The 19,950-nt window shown below is 69.2% G+C and carries 10 protein-coding genes and 2 pseudogenes; 2 read left to right on the top strand and 10 right to left on the bottom strand.

Going from position 1 to position 19,950, the window contains the following annotated elements:
* The first annotated feature begins 105 nt into the window (after positions 1 to 105).
* Positions 106 to 1,050, top strand: coding sequence for an alpha/beta hydrolase family protein (locus OG300_RS36515; RefSeq protein WP_405489016.1), 945 nt, complete (start codon positions 106 to 108; stop codon positions 1,048 to 1,050).
* A gap of 238 nt (positions 1,051 to 1,288) precedes the next feature.
* Here OG300_RS36515 and OG300_RS36510 read toward each other — a convergent pair whose 3' ends face one another.
* The 7 genes and pseudogenes from OG300_RS36510 to OG300_RS36480 form a co-directional block, all read right to left on the bottom strand.
* A complete protein-coding gene (locus OG300_RS36510) occupies positions 1,289 to 5,674 on the bottom strand; it encodes a non-ribosomal peptide synthetase (protein WP_405489014.1) in 4,386 nt (1,461 codons plus the stop codon).
* Entirely contained in the window at positions 5,671 to 7,398 is a 1,728-nt protein-coding gene (locus tag OG300_RS36505; protein WP_405489012.1) for a condensation domain-containing protein, read from the bottom strand. The genes OG300_RS36510 and OG300_RS36505 overlap by 4 nt, the downstream gene beginning before the upstream one ends.
* 29 nt (positions 7,399 to 7,427) lie before the next feature.
* A complete protein-coding gene (locus OG300_RS36500) occupies positions 7,428 to 8,402 on the bottom strand; it encodes an ABC transporter substrate-binding protein (RefSeq protein WP_405489010.1) in 975 nt (324 codons plus the stop codon).
* Between the two features lie 137 nt (positions 8,403 to 8,539).
* A pseudogene (locus OG300_RS36495) lies at positions 8,540 to 11,158 on the bottom strand (non-ribosomal peptide synthetase); the annotation flags it as partial.
* A 216-nt stretch (positions 11,159 to 11,374) separates the two neighbouring features.
* A pseudogene (locus OG300_RS36490) lies at positions 11,375 to 11,875 on the bottom strand (condensation domain-containing protein); the annotation flags it as partial.
* A 41-nt stretch (positions 11,876 to 11,916) separates the two neighbouring features.
* Complete coding sequence (locus OG300_RS36485; RefSeq protein ID WP_405489008.1) at positions 11,917 to 12,858, bottom strand: methionyl-tRNA formyltransferase; 942 nt, start codon at positions 12,856 to 12,858, stop codon at positions 11,917 to 11,919.
* 39 nt (positions 12,859 to 12,897) lie between these two features.
* Complete coding sequence (locus OG300_RS36480) at positions 12,898 to 14,211, bottom strand: SidA/IucD/PvdA family monooxygenase (RefSeq protein ID WP_405489006.1); 1,314 nt, start codon at positions 14,209 to 14,211, stop codon at positions 12,898 to 12,900.
* A gap of 149 nt (positions 14,212 to 14,360) precedes the next feature.
* Here OG300_RS36480 and OG300_RS36475 point away from each other — a divergent pair, with 149 nt between their 5' ends.
* Positions 14,361 to 14,834: a hypothetical protein gene (locus tag OG300_RS36475; RefSeq protein WP_405489004.1), complete on the top strand. Its 474-nt coding sequence runs from the start codon at positions 14,361 to 14,363 to the stop codon at positions 14,832 to 14,834.
* A gap of 194 nt (positions 14,835 to 15,028) precedes the next feature.
* Here the strand turns inward: OG300_RS36475 and OG300_RS36470 are convergent, their stop codons facing one another.
* From OG300_RS36470 to OG300_RS36460, 3 genes are all read right to left on the bottom strand, one after another.
* On the bottom strand, positions 15,029 to 16,765 hold the full coding sequence (locus OG300_RS36470) for an ABC transporter ATP-binding protein (RefSeq protein WP_405489002.1): 1,737 nt from the start codon (positions 16,763 to 16,765) through the stop codon (positions 15,029 to 15,031).
* Positions 16,762 to 18,810, bottom strand: coding sequence for an ABC transporter ATP-binding protein (locus OG300_RS36465; protein WP_405489000.1), 2,049 nt, complete (start codon positions 18,808 to 18,810; stop codon positions 16,762 to 16,764). Before OG300_RS36465 ends, OG300_RS36470 begins: the two co-directional genes overlap by 4 nt.
* A gap of 126 nt (positions 18,811 to 18,936) precedes the next feature.
* Complete coding sequence (locus tag OG300_RS36460) at positions 18,937 to 19,908, bottom strand: DUF4190 domain-containing protein (RefSeq protein ID WP_405488998.1); 972 nt, start codon at positions 19,906 to 19,908, stop codon at positions 18,937 to 18,939.
* Between the last annotated feature and the right edge of the window lie 42 nt (positions 19,909 to 19,950).

The following is a 19,950-nucleotide window of genomic DNA, read 5'->3' as shown; positions in this document are numbered from 1 at the left end:
TTCCGTATATTCGGAACAGTGCTCCGTTTGAGAGTATATCCGCGGTTCTCACGCACGCTCGCAGCCGCCGGGGCACAGCGTTCCTCGCTATTCGAAGGGAAGACCATGCCCGGACCAGACTTTGCACACTCGAGCGCCGTACCCGCGCTGACCACACCGATCATCAGCGTCAAACCCGTTGCGCTGCATACGCCCGAACGCGGCGACGAACTGCAGGTGCGGCTGTCCGCGCCCGCAGTCGGCACCGGCCTGCCGATTGTCGTGCTGGCGCACGGGTACGGCGAGTCGATGTCCGGCTACGACCCGCTCGTCGACTTCTGGGCGGGCAATGGATTCGTCGTCGTACAGCCGACATTCCTCGATTCACGGACGCTCGGACTCACTCCGGCCGACCCGCGCTACCCGGATATCTGGCGGATTCGAGTCCGCGACGTCACCAGGGTGCTCGACGAACTCGATCAGATCCTGGCGGCGATACCGGGGCTCGGTGAACGTGTCGACCGGGAGCGGATCGCCGTCGCCGGACACTCCTGGGGTGGGCAGACCGTCGGCATGCTGCTCGGCGCGCGCGTACTCGACGCGAACGGGCAGCCTGGACCGGATGTGAGCGACGCACGGGTGAAAGCCGGTGTGCTGCTTGCCACTACAGGTATCGGCGGCGGCACCCTGACCCCGTTCGCGGCGGAGAACTTCCCGTTCATGAACCCCGACTTCGACGGGCTGACCACACCGACGCTGGTGGTCGCGGGCGATCACGATCAATCGCACCTCTCGACTCGCGGGCCCGACTGGTTCACCGACGTCTACACCCACAGCCCCGGGGCGGGCAGCCTGCTCACCGTGTTCGGCGGAGATCATTCGCTCGGCGGGATCCACGGGTACAACGCCAAGGACACCACCGATGAGAGCGCTGGTCGGGTCACACTGATCCGGGAAGTCGCCTGGGCCTACCTGCGCAGTGCGCTCGGCATCGACGATACGGCGTGGAAGCAGGTGCAGGACGATCTCGCGCAGGCCACCGAGCCCGTCGGCCGCCTGGACCATAAATAGGCGCGAAAAGCGCTGGCACAGCACCAGGAATGCCGACGGGGCTCGTGGGACCGGATGTCCCACGAGCCCCGATGGCCGCTCCACGCGGCGGCTTCAACACTGGCTGCGGCATTCGGCGTGACGCTGCGGAGAATGTCGAGGAAATCCCAGATCCCGGCTCAGGCGGCGCTGCTGCAAAACCCGCATGCCGCTGGAAACCGCTGCGTCACAAACCAATAGGCAACTCTTCCGGGGAAAATCACTGGGACACGGCCGCCGCACCTGACAACTCGCCTGCGAACTCGGACAGCACTTCCGCCCAGCGTCCCGTACGGGCCGCGACGGCGTTCTCGTCCAGCACGGCCGCGTTCAAATCGAACTGGGCCACCAGCGAGGGCCTGCCGTCGCGCGGGACCACGGCCGTGGTGACATCGACGGTGAAGCGCAGCGGCAGCGAGGGGTGGGCCGCTACGCCGAACTCGCCGGTGAATTCCGACAGCGGGATGGGAGACCATGGGCCACTGCCGAATTGGAGGACGTCGAAGCGGCCCAGGTGGTTGAGGCGCAGTTGGCCGCGGGCCGCGAAGGTGCGGTCCGACAGGTCGGGGCGGGGTGCGCCGGGCTGCCAGGATTCGGCGACCGGGGGCACCAGGACCGTCTCCTCGACCGTGAACCAGCCGACGCGGCGGGTGTCGTCATCGTCCGGGCGGCCGTGGGATTCGCGGGTGATCGCGATCCGTCCTGCCGGGTCGGCGAGATCGGGGAAGACCTTGGCGCAGGCCAGGATCAGGGCGTCCTCGAGTGCGACGTCCGCGTTGGCGCAGCGGGACAGCAGGTCCTCGGTGCGGTCCGGGCCGAGTTCGACAATGTGCTGATGCACGCGGTCGGCACGGTCGGTGGCGGGATCGGTGAGGCGACCCGCCAGCGGTGCGCCGAGGATCTCAGTTCCCGAAGTCACTGCGGGCGTGCCGGATTCGTCGAACGGGGTCTCGTTCAGCGGCGACAGATCCTGATCCAGGCGGCGCAGGTCGTCGACCAGGATCAGCCAGGACACCACATCCACGGCCAGGTGGTGGATGGACAGCAGGAGGCGGGGCTGCGGGCCGGACAGCAGGGTGGCTGCGACCATCCGCCCGGACTCCGGATCGAGGCGGGCGACCGTGGCGGCGAGATCTGCTGCGGCGGAACCGGTTTCACCGCACTCCAACAGCGAGTCGGCGTCCGGAACCTCCGCCACGACCAGGACCGGAGTGCCTGCCGCGTCGGTGGTCAGACGCGAACGCAGTGTCGGGTGTGCGAGGGCGAGTGCCGTCAGCCGGTCGGTGACCGCCTCCGGGGTGACATCGGCGGGCAGCGAAATCACCTGCGACTGCGCAAGATAGCCGTAGTCACCATTGGCGATGATCTCGCGGGCCAGCGCGGTGAGCGGCAGCACGGTTCCGGCCGGGGTGACCGACGCGAGCTCTTCCGCGTCGCCACCCGCTGCCAATTCGTCCAGGCGAGCGGCCAATTCGCGCAGATCGCCCGCCGCCAGCACATCGCGGGCAGCGATGCGGAAACCGGCACCGCGCAGACGAGACACCAGGTCGATGACACCGATGCTGTCGATACCCAGATCGACGAGACTGTCGGTGATCCCGGGGCCCGCACCCGTGCTCAACGCGGCGATGACACCGAGCAGCGTGCGCTCGGTCTCCGTCGCGGGCTCCGCACCGCCCGCACCCGCCACCGGGGCGGTGAGCAGGGCGGTGGCGGCGTGCACGTCCAGTTTGTCGTTGCGGTTCAACGGGATTTCGGCGACCGGGACGATGCGGGTGGGCACCAGGAAGCGCGGCAGACGACGCGACAGGCCCGCCCGCAGGCGCGGCACCGGGACCGCGCTGACAACGAGCGCGCCCAGGCGGGTGCGGCCGTTGTCGGTGTAGGCCAGGACGGCGGCACGCTCGACGCCATCGAGTTCCCGCAGCACCACGGCGGCTTCGTCGGGTTCGACGCGGTAGCCGTTGATCTTGACCTGACTGTCGATGCGGCCCTCGTAGATCACCGTCCCGTCGGTCGCGCGACGCACCAGATCGCCGGTGCGGTAACGCCTTCCATCCGGACCGGCGACGAACGCGGCTGCCGTGGTCGCGGGCCGACCCAGGTAGCCGAGGGCCAGTTGCGGGCCGGACAGGTACAGCTCACCCTGCCCGCCCGGCGGGACCGGACGCAGGCGGTGATCGAGAATCTCGGCGGTCATGCCGTCGAAAGTGCGGCCGATGGTGGGCGAAACATGGTCGTGCACATCGGCCATCAGCGCCTCGACGGTCGCCTCGGTCGGGCCGTAGAAGTTGATGACACGGGTGTCCGGCAGACCCTGCAACCGCCGCCAGGTATCGGGGTCGATCGCCTCACCACCCAGCGCCAGCACCGCCAGCGGGCAGTGTTCGACACCGTCACGCTCGGTGAACAAGCCGAAAGCGATGAGCCGCGGCAACATCGACGGCGAGGTGTCGAAAATATCGATCCCCTGGCCCAGGATGGCGGCCGCGATCTGCTCGGCATCCGTACGGGCCTGCTCGCCCAGCATCACCACGGTGTGGCCGCTGAGCAACGCCACCGTCGGCTGCCAGGCGGCATCGAAACCTGTCGACCAGCCATGACCGATCCGCAGTTGCCTACCCAGCCGCTCGGCGGCGGGAGCGAAGATCCGGCGCTCGTGATTGCCCCAGTGGTTGAGCAGCGCCCGATGCGGCACCACAACGCCCTTTGGACGACCCGTCGTGCCGGAGGTGAAGATGACGTAGAACGGGGTATCTGCCGACGCGGAGCGCGTCACATCCGAGGTATCGGGCCCGAGCCCCTCCACCCCGAGCAGCCGGAGCGTGCCGTCGCCGCTGGTGACACCATGCACGCAGTCCACGCCCTGGGCGCGAACCTGAACCAGCACGTCGACCAGCGACTCGTCGCCGAGAACCAGTCGCGCACCGGAGGTTTCGAGCAGGTAGGCGAGGCGAACGGCGGGCGTGCCCGGATCGACGTGCACCACCAGGCCACCGGCGTGCGCGATGGCGAACGGCGCGTGCAACACCCGGCGGTCACGCGGCAGCACAACAGCCACTGCCTCTCCGGCGTCCAATCCGGCCTGCCGCAGCTGGGCAGCCAAAGTCAGTACGGCCGAACGGAACTCAGCGAAGGACTGCTCCCCTGCACCGTCCACCACCGCGACGGCTTGACCCGCGCGCGCAGCGGCGGCGAGCAGGATATCCGACACCAGCCCGGTCGAAACAACCGGATCCGGCGACGAAGAAGCAGCCTCGATGGACGGCTGATCTACCTGATGCGTCGATGGCGGAGCGGAGGTGAGGGCGGCGGGTTCGTCGTCGAGTAGGACGCTGATGTCGGCGGCGTTGGGGGCAGTGATGATGCGTTCCACCACCGCGAGCATGCGGTGGGCCAGGCGGTCGGGGGTGAAGCGGCGGACCAGGTCCGGGCGGATTTCCACGCGGGTGATGAGTTCGCCGTGCTCGACGACCGGGACGACGGCGATCGGGTAGTGGCTGGGGGAATCGACTCGGCGCGGGAGGAGGCGGGCTCCTCGACCCAGGGGCATGTCGGCGGTTACGCCGCCGAGGGGGGTGTTCTCGAAAACGAGGAGGGTGTCGAAGAGTTGGCTGCCGCCGGTGTGGCGGGTGATCTCGGCTATGCCCAGGTATTCGTGGGAGCGGAGTTGGGCTACCTCGCGTTGCAGGGCGGTGCCGATGTCGGCGGGGGCGCGGTCGTCGAGGCGGACTCGGACCGGGATGGTGGTGACCAGGGCGCCGACCAGGCGGTCGGCGTCGGGGAGGGAGGCGTCGCGGCCGGAGGTGGTTTGACCGTACACCACGTCGTCGCGGCCGGTGAGGCTGGAAAGAACACGGGCCCAAGCCATTTGGAGGACGGTGTTGAGGGTCAAGCCGTGGGCGCGGGCCCAGGCGGTGACGCGGTCGGTTTGCGCGCGGTCGAAGCGGGCCTCGCCCAGGACGGGGATGTCGGCGGGGGCGGGGGACGCGAGCATGGACATGGGGGCGAGGCCGTCGAGGGCGGCGCTCCAGGCGGCGATCGAGGCCTCGGTGTCGCGGGCGGCCAGCCAGGCGGCGTGCGCGCGCAGCGGCGGGGCGGGCGGCAGGGTCGCGCCCGCGCCCGAATGCAGGGCGATCAGGTCGGCGAACAGCAGCGGGATCGACCAGCCGTCGATGATGATGTGGTGCGCGGTGCAGACCAGTTCGTAGGCGTGCTCGCCGACGCGGGCGGCGACCACCCGGAACAGCGGACCGCGATCCAGGTCGATGCGGCGGCGGCCCTCGTCCCAATACAGCTGATGGGCAGCGGCTTCCGGGTCCGGCGCGGCACGCAGGTCGAGTTCGCGCCAGCCGATGCGGCCGCCATCGGTGATCACCAGCACCGGATGCGGCAGGCCGTCGGTGAGCACCGCGCCACCCAGGTGCGGGTAGCGCTCGAGCAGAGCGTCGAACGCGGCACGCAGGCCGGACAGGTCGGTCAGGTCCTCGACCCGCACCGCGAACGTCACCAGATACGGGTCCACCTCGCCGGAGGTGACGCTGACCGAATACAGGCCGCGCTGCAGCGGAGACAGCGCGACCACATCGAGAATCTGCACGCTCACCGGCCGGCGAGCTTCCCGGCCAGGGCGGCCAGCGCGGCGGCGTCGAGCCCGGAGGCCGCAAGCGGCGCGACCTCGGCGGGCGGATCCGCCTGCGGGGCAGGCGCATCCGAGCTCAGGTTCGCGGCCATCTCGTACACGGTCGGGAACTCGAACACCTGCTGCACATCCAGAACGTGACCGCGGTCGGCCAGCACGGTGACGAAGCGCAGCGCGGCCACACTGTCGCCGCCGAGCGCGAAGAAGTTGTCCTCACGACCGACCTCGTCCTCATCGTCCAATTCGAGGATCTCGCGCAGCGCGTCGGCGATGAGCTGCTCGGCCGGAGTCCGCGGGGCACCACCGAGACCGGAGATGGCCAGGTCCAACGACAGCTCGTCGTCATCGGCGAACCAGTCACACGGCTGCACCGGGATATCGGTGCCGAGCGCCACATCCGGTGCGGCCGACCAGGATTCGGCAGTCTCCCGCAGGCGGCGCGCGAACTGCTCGACGGAGTAGCGACGCGACAGCTCCTCGGTCAAGTCGACCGTGACGGTCCAGCCATCAACGGTGGTGACCGCGTCCACGATCAGATCGACACCGTGCGGACGGGCCGCGGCACGCGCGATCTCACGCACCACGCCACCCGGCACGTCCAGTTCCAGCACCGCCGCACGCACCCCGACCAGCACCTGGAACAGACCGCCCTTCGCGGCACCGCCCGGACCGCGCAGCTGATGCGTCAAACGCTCGATGCGGGTGCCCTCATGGGCGTATGCCTCTTCCAGCAGGCCCCGCGTCGCACCGATCAAATCCCACGGCGTGCCGCCGCGAGGCGAATCCACCCGCAGCACGGTGTAATTGGCGAAGTTGCCGAGCACCCGCGACGCGTCGGCGGGCCGACCCGGCGTGGCCAAGCCCAGCGGCACATCGGACGGCGCACCCAGTTCACGCAGGGTATCGGCCACCAGCGCGGTCAGGACCGCCGTGGCACCCGACTGCGATCGACCCGAGGACGTCGACTGCTGCTCCCCGGCGACGACCGCCGCGAGCGAGGTGGCCGAGATCCGAACTACGGCGCGGGCGCTGCGCGGGGTTTGCGGACGCTCACGCAGCGGTAGCAGCTGCTCGGCCAGCCCTTCCAGGCGCTGCTTCCAGAAGGACAGCGAGTCGTCCTCGGCGGCCAGCTGTTTCGTCAGCACCGATGCGAAATCGCGGTACTGCGACAACGATCCGGCTGCGGACAGCGTCGTCGTCGCGGGCCCGAGCGTCACCCCGAACAGTTCGGCGGCCAGCAGGTCCACGGTGTGGTCGTCGGCGGCGACCGGGTGAATCGCGATCGAGAGAATGGCGCGATCCGGCAAGCGGTACAGGCGGATTCGGATCGGGAGGTCGGTGGCCAGGTCGAAGCGGTGACCCGCGTCGGACATGAGGGCCGCGGGCAGGGTCGCTTCGGCGGCTTCCACCGTGTCGACCGCGACCTCCGGGGCCTCGGCCACGCGCTGGTACGGGACCCGGCGGTCGTCGGGGTAGACGGTGCGCAGGATCTCGTGGGCGGACAGGGCCGCGGTGGCGCGCTCGGCCACGCCGTCGGAGAGGGACGCCGGGAACTCCAGGGCCACATAGACATTGGCGGCGGTGGTGCGGGCCAGGCGCTCCGGGAGCAGGGCGGCCTGCTGGGCCGGGGACAGCGGGGCGGCCCGCTCGGCGGAGCGGGTGGGGGCGGCGTGGGTGTCGAGCGTCATGTCGGGAAGTCCTTCCTGGCTACCGGCGACTAGCTGCCGGCGACGTTCGCGAACGTCGGTTCGAGCTTTTCCAGCACGTACGGCACCGACAGCGCCGTGGGCTGATTGATGGCATTGATGGCGACCACGTCGACGAACGCGATGCCGTTGTGGCGCACCGCGGGCAGATCGCCGTACCCGGGCAACTCCTTGAACTTGGCCTCCAGCGCGGGCATCGAACCGCACACCAGCAGGTCGGCGGTGAGATCGCTCAACCGCTCCGGCGACAGCGCCAGGCGGCCACCCGTCGGGGCCTCGGCGACGATCTTGTCCGGCATGGTCAGACCCAGGCGCTCGAACAGCGCGGCCGAACCGTCCTTCGGATCGGCCAGCACCATCAGCTGCGAGGGGCCGGTGAGCATGCAGGTCAGGAAGGTCTTGCCCTTCAAGCCCGGATGCTTCGCGGCGACCGCATCGATCTTGCCGTTCACGTCGGCGAGCACCTTGGCGGCCTCGTCGTCCTTGTGCAGCACCTTGCCCAGCGTGGTCACCTGGTCCTGCCAGGAATCGATCTGCGCGCTGGAGAGCGAATCGATGGTGGGGGCCAGCTTCGAGAACTTCTCGTAGGTGTTCTTGTCCACCATGAACGACGGGCCCAGGATGAGATCCGGTTCCAGCGCGGCGATCTGCTCGGTGTAGTCACCGGTCATGGTGATCTGCTTGGCCGAGTCCGGCAGCTTCGGCTCCCACGGCACCGAGGTGCCCGCGGCCATTCCGGGCACGATGTACCCGACCGGGGTGACACCCAGCGCCAGCGCGGCATCCAGCCACTGCGGGCCCAGCGTCACGATCCGCTTGGGCACGCCGTCGATATGGGTCTCACCCATCACGTGCTTGACGGTGATCGAGCCGGAACCGTTGTCATCGTTGCCGGATCCGCACGCTGCGGTACCGATCACGAGTCCCACGGCCAGCACGCCGAGCCCGGCACGGCGCAGCAGCCCGCGTAGTCGACCTGTACTCATTCGGTTCGCTCCTCGAATCCGGACAGGGACGCCGTCGTCCCCGAAACTGCTGTATCCCGTTGCGGCGCAGCCGCCGTAGCTTCCCGAGGCAGTCGGCTGCCCACGCGGGACGAGACCGCCGACGCCTCCAGGATCGCGGCCAGGCCGCACACCGCCGGGGTGTCGAACACCGCGCGCACATCGAGCTCGAACCCGAACTCCGCGTGGATGCGCGCCACCAGCTGGTTGGCCAGCAGGGAATGACCGCCCAGCTCGAAGAACGAATCGTCCGCACCGACGGTGGCCCGGTCCAGCAGCTGGCCGAACAGGGCCGCGAGGCGAATCTCGGTGCCGGTCACCGGTTCCCGGTACGGGCGGGCCGTGAGGCGGACCGGTGCGGGCAGGGCGCGGCGGTCCAGCTTGCCGTGCTCGGTCAGCGGGATGGCGTCGATGAGCGCGAATGCGGTCGGGACCATGTACTCCGGCAGCGTCGCGGCCGCGTGTGCGCGCACCGAATCCACTTCCAGGGCAGTCGATTCCGGTACCAGATAGGCGGCCAGCACCGGGCCCAGGGAGGTGTCCCCGGACATCGTCACCACGCAGTCGCGGACCTGGGGATGGGTGGCCAGCGCGGCCTGCACCTCACCGAGTTCGACACGGTAGCCGCGCAGTTTGACCTGCTCGTCCGCGCGGCCGACGAATTCCAGCTCACCGGCGAGATTGCGGCGGGCCAGGTCACCGGTGCGGTACAGGCGGGCACCCGGACGGAACGGGTCGGCGACGAAGCGTTCGGCCGTCGCCGCACCGCGCGCCAGGTAGCCGCGCGCCAACTGGGTTCCACCCAAATAGATTTCGCCGATGACACCGGGCGGCACCAGTCGCATGCGAGCGTCGAGCAGATACAGGTCCACATTGCGGTTCGGGCCGCCGATCGGCACGATCCGGCTGCCCTGCGGGCCCCGCACCGGCATGTGGGTGGCGCTGACCACGGCCTCGGTCGGGCCGTAGTGGTTGCGCAGCTCGGCATCCAGGATGCCCGCGAAACGATCGGCGACCTCGCCCAGCAGCGCCTCGCCGCCGACCGGCACGAAACGCAGTGTGCGCCAGTCCTTCACCTGCGGCAGCGACAGGAACGTGCGCAGCAGCGACGGGACCATGTGCAGGACCGTGACGCCGTAGCGGGTCATCAGACCGGCGATGTACGCCAGATCCGAGAAGCCACCGGGACGCGGAATGATCAGGCGCGCACCGAGAGTCAGGGTGACGAAGACATCCAGCAGGGAGGCGTCGAAGCTCACCGACGACGCCTGCAACAGGCGATCCTCGGCGGTCATCCCCCACTGCGCGGTGAATCCGACCAGGTGATCGGCGATCGCGGCATGGGAGACCGGGACGCCCTTGGGACGACCGGTCGAACCCGAGGTGTAGATGACGTAAGCCAGATTGCCGGGCCGCAACGGGCGCAGGCGATCACCGTCGGACGGGTCATGTTCGGGGCGGTCGGCGGCCAGCTCCTCGGCGGCATCCAGCTCCACCCGGCCCAGCACCAGACGCGGTGCGGCATCGGCGATCAGGAAGTCGATGCGCTCGTCCGGGTAGGCCGGATCGATCGGCAGATACGCGGCACCGGCTTTCAGCACCGCGAGCACCGCCACCACGAACTCCACCGAGTTCGACAGCCGCAACGCGACCACGTCCTCGGTGCCGATGCCCCGCCCGATCAGCCAGTGCGCCAGGCGATTCGCGCGCCGATTCAGCTCACCGTAAGTCAGCTCCAGATCCGCGAGGACAGAAGCCGGTGACGACGCGGCCACGCTGGCGTCGGGCGAGGCCGAAGCACCGGAGGCGTTCACCATCTCCACCGCACGGGAATTCGCGGCGGGAGCGACCAGGGCAATCGTGGCGGCGGCCAGGTGGGCGCGCTCCTCGAAGAGGGCGACCAGGGTGGTCGGCGGGAGCGGGGCGCGCTCACCTTCCGAAAGAGTCAGCAGTTCAGCGCGTTCGGCGACGCCGAGCAGGTCGAGTGCGCCCACCGGGGACTGCGGGCGGGCCGTGCCGTCGGCCAGCAGGCGGACGTAGTGGGTCAGCAGGCGGTCGATCAGCTCCGGGGCGAATCGGCCGGAACGGTACTCGGCCTCCAGGTACGCGCCTTCGCCGTCCCGAACCACGGTGAGCCGCAGCGGAACCCGGGGCGCGGTGCTCTCCAGCTCGAGGCGAGCGGCAGCCACACCGTTCAGGGCGGGGCCGGTGGGCGCGCGGCGCACGCCGAAACCCAGGTGCACCAGGTGATCGAGGCCGTCGCGGTCCACGGTGCGGTCGGGATTGACGGCGTGCACGACCCGGTCGATCCCGACCTGTCGGTGCTCGCCAGCGTGGGTCCACGAGTTATCCACAGCCGTCACCAGGTTCGCGAACGGCGGGTCCACAGCCACAGCCGCACGCAGCAGCACGGTATTACCGAAGTAGCCGATCGGCGCACCCGGATGCGCAGGAGTCGAACGCTCGTCACGCGTGGTCACCGGCACCGACACCAGGAAATCCACGGCACCCGTGTACCGGTACACCAGCACGTCGAACGCGGCCAGCAGCACCGAGAACGCGTCGACGCCCCGCTCCCCCGCGAATTCGTCCACCCGCGTGCTCAATTCACGCGGCAACTCCCGCACCGATCGCTGCGACTCGCCGGTCCGGACCGTGGCCGCAACAGACCCGCCGGGCAATTCCAGCGGCTCAGGCAGCGGCGACAGCTCACGCCGCCAGAATTCCAGCTCCGCATCGTCGATCCCGGACTGCCGCGAGCGCTCGGAAGCATCGTCGTTCGGCGCGGACGACCGACTCGCACTGGGCACGGTGGACGCCACCAGCGATTCCACTCCACCGATTCCCTGGGCGAGATCGTCTGCGGCAGACCTGAACTCGTAACCAACCGGATCGCCGGATCCGCCGCTCGGAAGTTCTGCGCCGGTCCACCGTTCGCCGACGGGGAAGTCGAGGTAAGAGCGAGCCGGGGCGGCGGGGAGGTTGCCGTTGTAGGCGGTGGTGAGGTCTCGGGCGAAGATCTGCCAGGATTCTTCGTCCCAGCAGAGGGTGTGGGCTACCAGGGCGAAGACGAATTCGTCGGGGCCGGTGCGGAACAGGGCGAAGCGGATGGGGGGTGCTTCGGCCGGGGTGAAGGGTTCGGCGGTTACTCGGCGGATCAGGACCTCGGCGCGGCGGGCGCGGCGCACGGGGGTCAGGTCGGAGAGGTCGGATTCGCGCCAGTCGGGGGCGGACTCGTGCGAAATCACCTGGTAGGGCTCGCCATTGGCGGTGCCGTAGGTGGTGCGCAGGATGTCGTGGCGGGCCACCACCTCGCCGACGGCGGCGCGCAGCAGGCTCGGGTCCAGCGCGCCGGTCAGGCGGTAGGTGATCGCGATGTGCAGGCTGGTGTCGCCCGGCTCGCGGGTGTGCAGAAACCAGGCCCGCCGCTGCCCGGGGGTCAGGGGGTGCCGCATATCCGCCTCGGTCTCGTCGGCGGCGGTGGACATGCCGCGTCTCATTCGGGCGTATCGGTGAGATAGCCGCCGCGCACGAAGAATTCGGCGCCGTCGCGCTCCACACCGTCGGCGGTGCGCACGCGGGTGATCACCAGGCCGTGATTGTGGCCGCGACGCGGATCCGGACCGCACACCACCGCGCCGCCGCCCTCCTGCACGATCACGCGACCGGCGGTGCCGCCGTAGCGGGCCTCGGACACCTTGGCCGCCAGCACCTCCACGCGCTCACCGCGGTAGTAGGAGAACGCGGCCGGATACGGCTCGGACAGGGCGCGCGCGAAACGCTCCAGGTCGACGGCGTCCCACGACCAGTCGATGCGGCTGTCACGATCCGAACGCTTGTGGAAATAGGTGCGCTCGGCCTTGTTCTGCGGCTTCCACTCGGCGGTGCCGTCGACCAGCGCGCGCAGCGCCTCGTGCACCGCGCCCGGGATCAATTCCATTCCGGCGCGCACCAACTCGGGGCCGGTGGCACCGGCGGGGATCGCCAGTTTGTGCTGCACCAGGATGTCGCCGGTGTCGAGCTGCTCGTCCATGCGGTGCACGGTGAGACCGAATTCCTCGGCTCCGCTGATCAGCGCCCACAGCACCGGGGAGAAGCCGGTGAACTTGGGCAGCAGCGAATCGTGCAGGTTCAGGGTGCCGTGCGGGGGCAGCTTGTACAGCTCCGGCGGCATCCAGGTGTACCAGCTGTTCACCACGATCACATCGGGTTCCGCGCGCTTGACCAGGTCCACGGTCTCGGCGTCGGCCCGCTCGGTGAGATGCACCGGGATGCCGTGCTCACGCGCCAGGTCCTCGACCGAATCGTTGAAGATGGCCTTGTAGGACGACTCGCTGGCCGGATGGGTGACCGCGAGCACCACCTCGTGCTCCGAATCGATCAGAGCCTGAAGGGTTTTCCGCCCCCAGGTCTGGAAGCCGAACGACACGATACGCATGAACCGAACCTCATCTCCTCGAATTAAGGCAAGCCTAACCTACTTGCTAAGCAAGTTGACCCCTACCCCGGCAACCGACCGAGCGGTCTCGCTCACACTCGCCGAGCCACCCGCGACCGGCACCGAGGACAGCACCCGATCCGAGAGTTCGCCCAGGCAGCTGAGATTCGGGAAGCCCGGACCCTGCGTCAGCGCGGCCAGGTTGGGCAGGAACAGCTTCGACTCCAGACCGGAAACAGCCAGGTCATAGCCGATCGTCGCCTCGATGCGAGCCTGCGTCAGCGGGCCGCCCACCGCCAGCTCCAGCAGATCGGCGGCATCGGAATCGAACATCTCCAGGAACCACAGCGGCTGCCCACCCGTCGCGTCCACCACCAGGTCGAAGGTGTGCAGCTGATCCGGACGCGGCGAATTGCGCAGCGTCAGAGCCACACCCGCGCCCTCGTCGGCGACCCGGACCACCCGGCCCTGCAGGTGATGCACGCGGTTGTCGCCCAGCAGGCTCTCCTGCACGCGCACCGAGAAGACGCCGCGATCGGTGCGGCGGATGACATCGCGGCGCTGATCGACGCTGAGCCCGGCCCACTTGCCCGGATCGCTGTAGAGGGAGTTCTCGAAATAGCTCTCACCGCGGGTGTAGAGCGTGGCCATCGGCGAGATCACCGAGACCGTCAGCATCTCGTGGCGCACCAGCTCGTCGAGCGCCGAACCCGCGGTCTCGCCGCCGCCGATCACCGCGACCCGCGAGGAAACGGGCAGTTCGCGGCGGCCCGCCAGCTCCCAGAACGCCTGGATGCTGAGCACTTTCGGGTGCTCGGCCAGCGCACGGGTGCTGCGGCCCGGACCGGTGATCATGAGCTCGTCGGCGTCGATCTGGGTCAGCGCGCCGTCCGCGTCGGTCACCGAGACCAGCCAGCCGTCGGCGGCCGGGGCGATCGAACTCACCCGACCCGCGACCAGATCCAGCTCGATGCGGTGACCCACCCACTGCAGGTACTTCGCCCAGATGTGGTGCTGCGGGCTGGGACGGCCGCGATCGATCCACTCGGCGTATCCACCCTGGTCGACCAGGTAGGAGGGCCAGCTGAAAGCCTGCATGGCGGCGTCGATCTCGCGGTTGCGGCCGCGCGCCCAGGTCGAGTGGTACGGGAAGCCCACATCCTTCTCCGGGCTGGTGCCCAGGCGGTGGCGGCCGTCGGTCCAGCCGCCGCTGGGCAGCCAGTTGCCGCCCACCGCATGGGGTTCGACCACCACCACGCGCGGCGCGGGCAGGCCCAATTCGCGCAGGACGTGCGCTTTCGCGGCTACCGCAAGGGCTTTCGGGCCCGCGCCGACGACCAGAAGTGTCTTCACCGGTTCACACTCACTCTCTCTTGCGATCGCCCGGCGATCGCGTCACAGCTGCGAGATCCACTCCCATGTTTGCATAGGCTTACCTTATATTGCATGGTGTAGCCAGAGCGCCGCACGCGGTCGCACCGTAGAAACGATGGGATGAACACATGCGCAGCACCACCCGAAACAAGCTGGGAGCAGCGGTTATCGCCGCCACCGCGATGTTCGCCGGACTCCAGGCGGCAGTCGTCGCACCGGCCCAGGCCGCCCCGATCACCACGCCCGTGCGCACCGTGCAGCCCGGCCTCGGCGACCTGTCGTCCAAACTGCAGCTGGTGCTGAACCCCGGCGGCAACCGCGCCGCACGCGCCGCCGAACTCGAAGCGGGCGATGCGGGCCTGGGCCTGATGGACCAGATCGGTGGCGTCATCAACACCGTCCCCAGCCTGCGCTGGCAGCTCGCCGGACCGGTGAGCGACAACGGCGACACCCTCACCGCCAACCTGCAGGTCACCGTCGACGGCTACGGCACCTTCCCCAACATCGAGCTGACCTGGCGTCAGATCGACGGCACCTGGAAGCTCACCCGCGACTCCGAGTGCAGCGTCGCGTACTACGCCGGACTCGGCTGCAACATCTGATTTCGCTGTAAAGCACAGCGCCACAACGGCCCCGGAGCACCTGCCCGGGGCCATCGGCGTACCCGGGACAGCTCCGCCCTCGCGTCGGGACCGGGCCCCGATCCAGGCGCGGTACGCGGGGATCGACGGCGACAGACGGGCATGCGAAAGCCCGGACATTCCGTGGGAATGTCCGGGCTGCTTCATGTTTCGGGTCAGGCCGGGGCGTGCTCCAGACGCCAGCCGGAGGCGCGGGTGCGCTCGTTCCAGAAGGCGGCGTAGCGGCCGTCCAGGGCGAGAAGCTCTGCGTGCGTGCCGCGTTCGACGATGCGGCCGGACTCCATGAACAGGATCTGGTCGGCGTGGGCGATGGTGGCCAGGCGGTGCGCCACCACGATCACGGTGCGGTCGCGGGTGAGCTCGTGGATGCCGCGGACCACGACGGCCTCGTTCTGCGGGTCCAGGGCGCTGGTGGCCTCGTCCAGCAGGACGACGGGGGCGTCCTTGAGCAGGGCGCGGGCGATCGAGACACGTTGGCGCTCACCGCCGGAGAGCGCGGCACCGCCCTCACCGACGGTGGTGTCCCAGCCGTCGGGGAGACGATCGACGATCTCGTCCACGCGGGCAGCGGCCGCGGCGCGGCGCACCTGCTCGTCGGTGGCGTCCGGGCGACCGGCGCGGATGTTCTCCAGCACCGAACGGTTGAACAGGTAGACGTTCTGGAAGACCAGCGACACCTGGCCCAGCAGGGTGGGTGACGGCTGCTCGCGAACATCGTTGCCGCTCACCAGGACCCGGCCGGAATCCACATCGTGGAAGCGGGCGGCCAGGCGCAGCACCGTCGACTTGCCCGCACCGCTGGGGCCGACGATCGCGGTGGTGGTGCCCGCGGGGACCGTGAACGACAGGTCCGAGAGGACCTGATCGCCGGTGCGGTAGGCGAAACTCACGTCGTCGAAGACCACCGCCGGAGCGCCCGGGGTCACCTCCGAATCCACCTGCGGCAGCGTGGGTTCCGCCAGCAGCGCGGAGACCCGGTCTGCCGCCGACGTCGCCATCCGCAGCGCGCCGCCCAGCGACGCGGCCTGCGTCAGCGGCTCGATGAAACGCGCCGACACCGCGATCAACGCGATCGCCGCGGCCGCCGAGATCGCACCGCCGGTCACCCGGCCGACCACCAGGTACACCAGCACCAGGAAGATCGCCTGCACGCACAGCGAGAACACGATCAGGCCGGGCACGCTCGCGAACAGCAGGCCCGACACCGCCTTTCGCTGCCGCACCAGCGCGGCGTCCAGAGCCTTGTTGCCCGCGCCGACCGCACCGAAGGACCGCAGCACCGGCTGCACCTGCGAGAACTCCAGCACGCGCGCGTTCGCCTCGGCCGACGCCTCGTGCATCTGCTCATCGGCGGCCGCGTACGAGCGGTTCGCCCACAGGTTCACCACGTACAGCAGCGGCGCGGCCACCAGCATGGCCAGCGAGATCCGCCAATCCACGAACAGCATGCCCACCGCGACACCCAGCGGCACGATCACGCCGGACAGGATGGGACTCAACAGGTATGCGATCAGACGCTGCACCTCACGCACATTGTCGACCGTCAGCCGCGCCAGCTCACCGGCATTGCGGGTCTCGAACCAGCCCAGCGGCAACGCGTTCAGATGATCACCGAGACGGGTCTGCAAACCCTGCTGCATGCCGACACCGATGCGCAGGCCGAAAACCGCCTGGGCATAACCGAATCCGATCACGCCCGCGACCGCCACGGCGAGACCGATCGCCCAGCGCCAGGCCGAGGCGGTATTGCCGTTGAACAGGGCCTGCAACACCGGGACCAGCAGCACGTAGGCGGCGGCCTGGCACAGCGCCTGCAAGACGATCGCGATCAGCAATCGCGGGATCAGCGGCGTGAACTCCGCCGGAACCAGCCCGAAAACCTTGCGAATCATCGAGTTCCCTCCAACACCACGTTCAGCGCGGCCTCGTTCAGATCCCACAGCGACCGGTACAGGCCGTTCTCCGCGAGCAGGGTCGGGTGATCGCCCTGCTCGACGAGAACACCGTTGTCCAGCACAAGGATTCGATCCACGCCGGTGATGGTGTGCAGACGATGCGCGATCACCAGCACGGTGCGGCCGGCGACCAGCGCGGCCAATGCGTCCTGCACCGCCGCCTCGGACTCCGGATCCGCGAACGCGGTGGCCTCGTCCAGCACCAGGACCGGAGTGTCGGCCAGCAGGGTGCGGGCGATCGAAAGCCGTTGCGCCTCACCACCGGACAGGGTGGCATCGACGCCGATCTCGGAGTCGTAGCCGCGCGGCAGGGCCAGAATGCGGTCGTGGATCTGGGCGGCGCGAGCCGCCACCTCCAAGGCCGCGTCATCGGCATCGGGGCGGGCCAGCAGCAGGTTCTCCCGGATGCTGCCGCGAATCAGGCGCACATCCTGGAAGACGAAGCCGACCGTCTTGTACAGCTCGGTGGTGGGGATATCGCGAATATCGCGGCCCCCGATGGTGATCCGGCCCGCCGTCACGTCATAGAAGCGGGGCAGCAGCTTGGCCAGCGTCGACTTACCCGAACCGCTCGGGCCGACCAGCGCGGTGATGGTGCCCGGCGCGAGTTCGAGGTCGACGCCGCGCAGGACGTCATGGTCGGCGCGGTAGGCGAAGGTGACGCCCTCGAACCGCACCTGTCCGACTGCGACATCGGAGCGTTCCGCCCCGGCGTCGGATGCGCGGTCCGGGTCGTGCCCGGCAGCAGCCGTCGCGGATGCCACTCCGGTCGGTGATTCCGCCGACGCACCGGAAACCGTAGCCGCCGCGGGCGATTCGGCGTGCGATCCGCTGACATCCGACTCGAGCCGCTCCGCCGCTGCGGTGCCGGAGTTGGCGGCCGCATCCGACGTCGGTGCGCTGGACGGCAATTCGGGGATGTGCATCAGCTCGGCGAGGCGCAGGGCCGCATCACCAGCTGTGCGCAGGGCCTGTCCGGCGTAGCCGAGGCCCATCAGCGAGCTGCCCAGGCCCAGGCCGACCAGCAGGAACGGGAGGATGTCGAGGGGGTCGATCCAGTGCGCGCCGACGCCGGTCAGGCCCGCCAACACCACCAGGAGCATGACAAAGACCGGGGACAGGGCGGCGTCCGAGATCGACTGGACGGTGATGTAGGGCAGCTTGAAGCGGCGCAGGCTCTCGGTCTGATGCTCGACCGCGTCCTGGAAATCGGTGTGCGCCTTGCCCGCCCGGCCGAACGCGCGCACCACCTGGATGCCGTCCACGAACTCGACGGTGGCCTCGCGGGTGCGCTGCTCGGAGAGGTTGTAGGCCAGAATGCGTTCGCGCCCGGCCTCATCCATCATCACGCGCATGCACAGGATGTAGATGATCAGCGGCACCAGCAGCACCAGGGCCAGCCGCCAGTCGACGGTGAACAGGTAGACCAGGGTGACCAGCGGAATCGTGACGCCGCCGACGAAGTCCAGGCGGGCGTGCGCGACCAGGTAGTGCAGGGCGTCGACATCGTCGTGCAGGTACTTCTTCACCTCCGAGGAGGTGCGAACCCCGAACCAGCCCAACGGAACCCGGGTCAGCTTCTCGGCCAGCAGGCGGCGCAGCGTCAGCTGATAGCCCGCGTCCACGCTGTGCGTCCAGGTCAGCACCACCGCCTGCAGGACCGCGCGGGCCACCAGCACCAGCACCGCGATCAGCAGCAGTCGCCACACCCGGTCGGTGTCCACGGTGGTGTGCAGCAGTTCCCGGCAGGCCGCCACGATGAGCAGGAACGGGACCACCGCGCACACCGACGCCACCGCGTAGATCAGGCTCGCCAGCGACAGGGTCCCGGCCACCGGCGCGAGAATCTCCTTGCGCGCGGCGGCTTCCCGCTGCTTGCGCTCCTTCGCGGCCGCCTTGACCGATGCGGGGTCCCCCTCGGTTTCCGCGACGACCCGCGGATCGGGCTCGACCGCGGACCGCGGCTCGACCTCCACCGTCATCAGAACTCCTCCACCCTCGTCGGACGCACCCCCTTCGCCAGACGGGGGCACCGACAAGATAGGTTAGGCTAACTTTGGCCTTCTGCCTACCTGGTGGAGGAATCTCCGACTATCCGGTGCGCGAACTCAACGCGGCACGGGCGCGGTCAACTTCGAGCCGTCGGCGTTCTGGACCATGCAGGTGGCCCGGCCACCGGACTTGTTCCACTGCGCCTCATTGGCGGGATACAGCACGAAGCTGCGCAGCTTGTCCACACTCGACGAATTGGACAGCAGGTCGCCGAGCTTGTCGGTGCACGCGTCGTCCGCCTTCGACGAGGAGGAGTCGGCCGAACCGGGCCAGCTGCCCGGCATGTGCACCTGGATGATGACTTCGGCATCGTGCGCGGACGTGCACGGCACGATCGTCACCTTGCGAATGTGGGTGTTCTCCTCCACATTCTGGACACAGTCGCCGACCTTCACCGTGTCCACCGAGATCGAGTTCGGGCCATCCGGCTGCGACGTGCGGGTCGCATTGTCCTGCGACAGATCAGTATTCGACGACTTCGTGGCCGCGAGACCAAATGTGGCGAGCCACACCACAACCCATACCGCCGTCAACACCAGGCCCGCGATCGCCAGACCCTTGCCACCCTGATTGCGCGTCTTGATCTGGTTCAACGCGATGATGCCGAACGGAATCGGCAGCAAGCAGGCGCCGCCGAGCAGGCCCAGGACGAACGAGGCGATGGCGAAACCATTGGTGCCCTGCGGCGGACCCGGCTGATACCCGGGCGGGTACTGGCCATAACCAGCGGGCGGGACCTGACCGTAGGCGGGCGGCATCTGGCCGTAGTCGGGCTGACCATAGGCCGGCTGACCCGGTTGCGGATATCCCGGCTGGCCATACTCCGGCTGACCCGGCTGGGGGTAGCCCGGCTGGCCGTACTGTGGCTGACCCGGCTGGCCATAGCCCGGCTGATCCTGTTGCGGGTATCCCGGCTGGCTCTGCCCATACCCCGGCTCGCTCGGCTGTCCCCAAACCGGCTGCCCCTGGCCGTGATCCGGCTGCCCGGGCTGACCCGGGAGGCCCTGTGGTTGATCGTTCGGATGCACGTGACCCCCGTCTTCGGACTCGACCCGGCACACCCGAGTTCT

It is taken from the genome of Nocardia sp. NBC_00511, from assembly GCF_045161165.1.
GTDB lineage: Bacteria > Actinomycetota > Actinomycetes > Mycobacteriales > Mycobacteriaceae > Nocardia.
The sequence above is the reverse complement of the archived record's forward strand: the minus strand, read 5'-3'. Positions and strand labels throughout refer to the sequence as shown.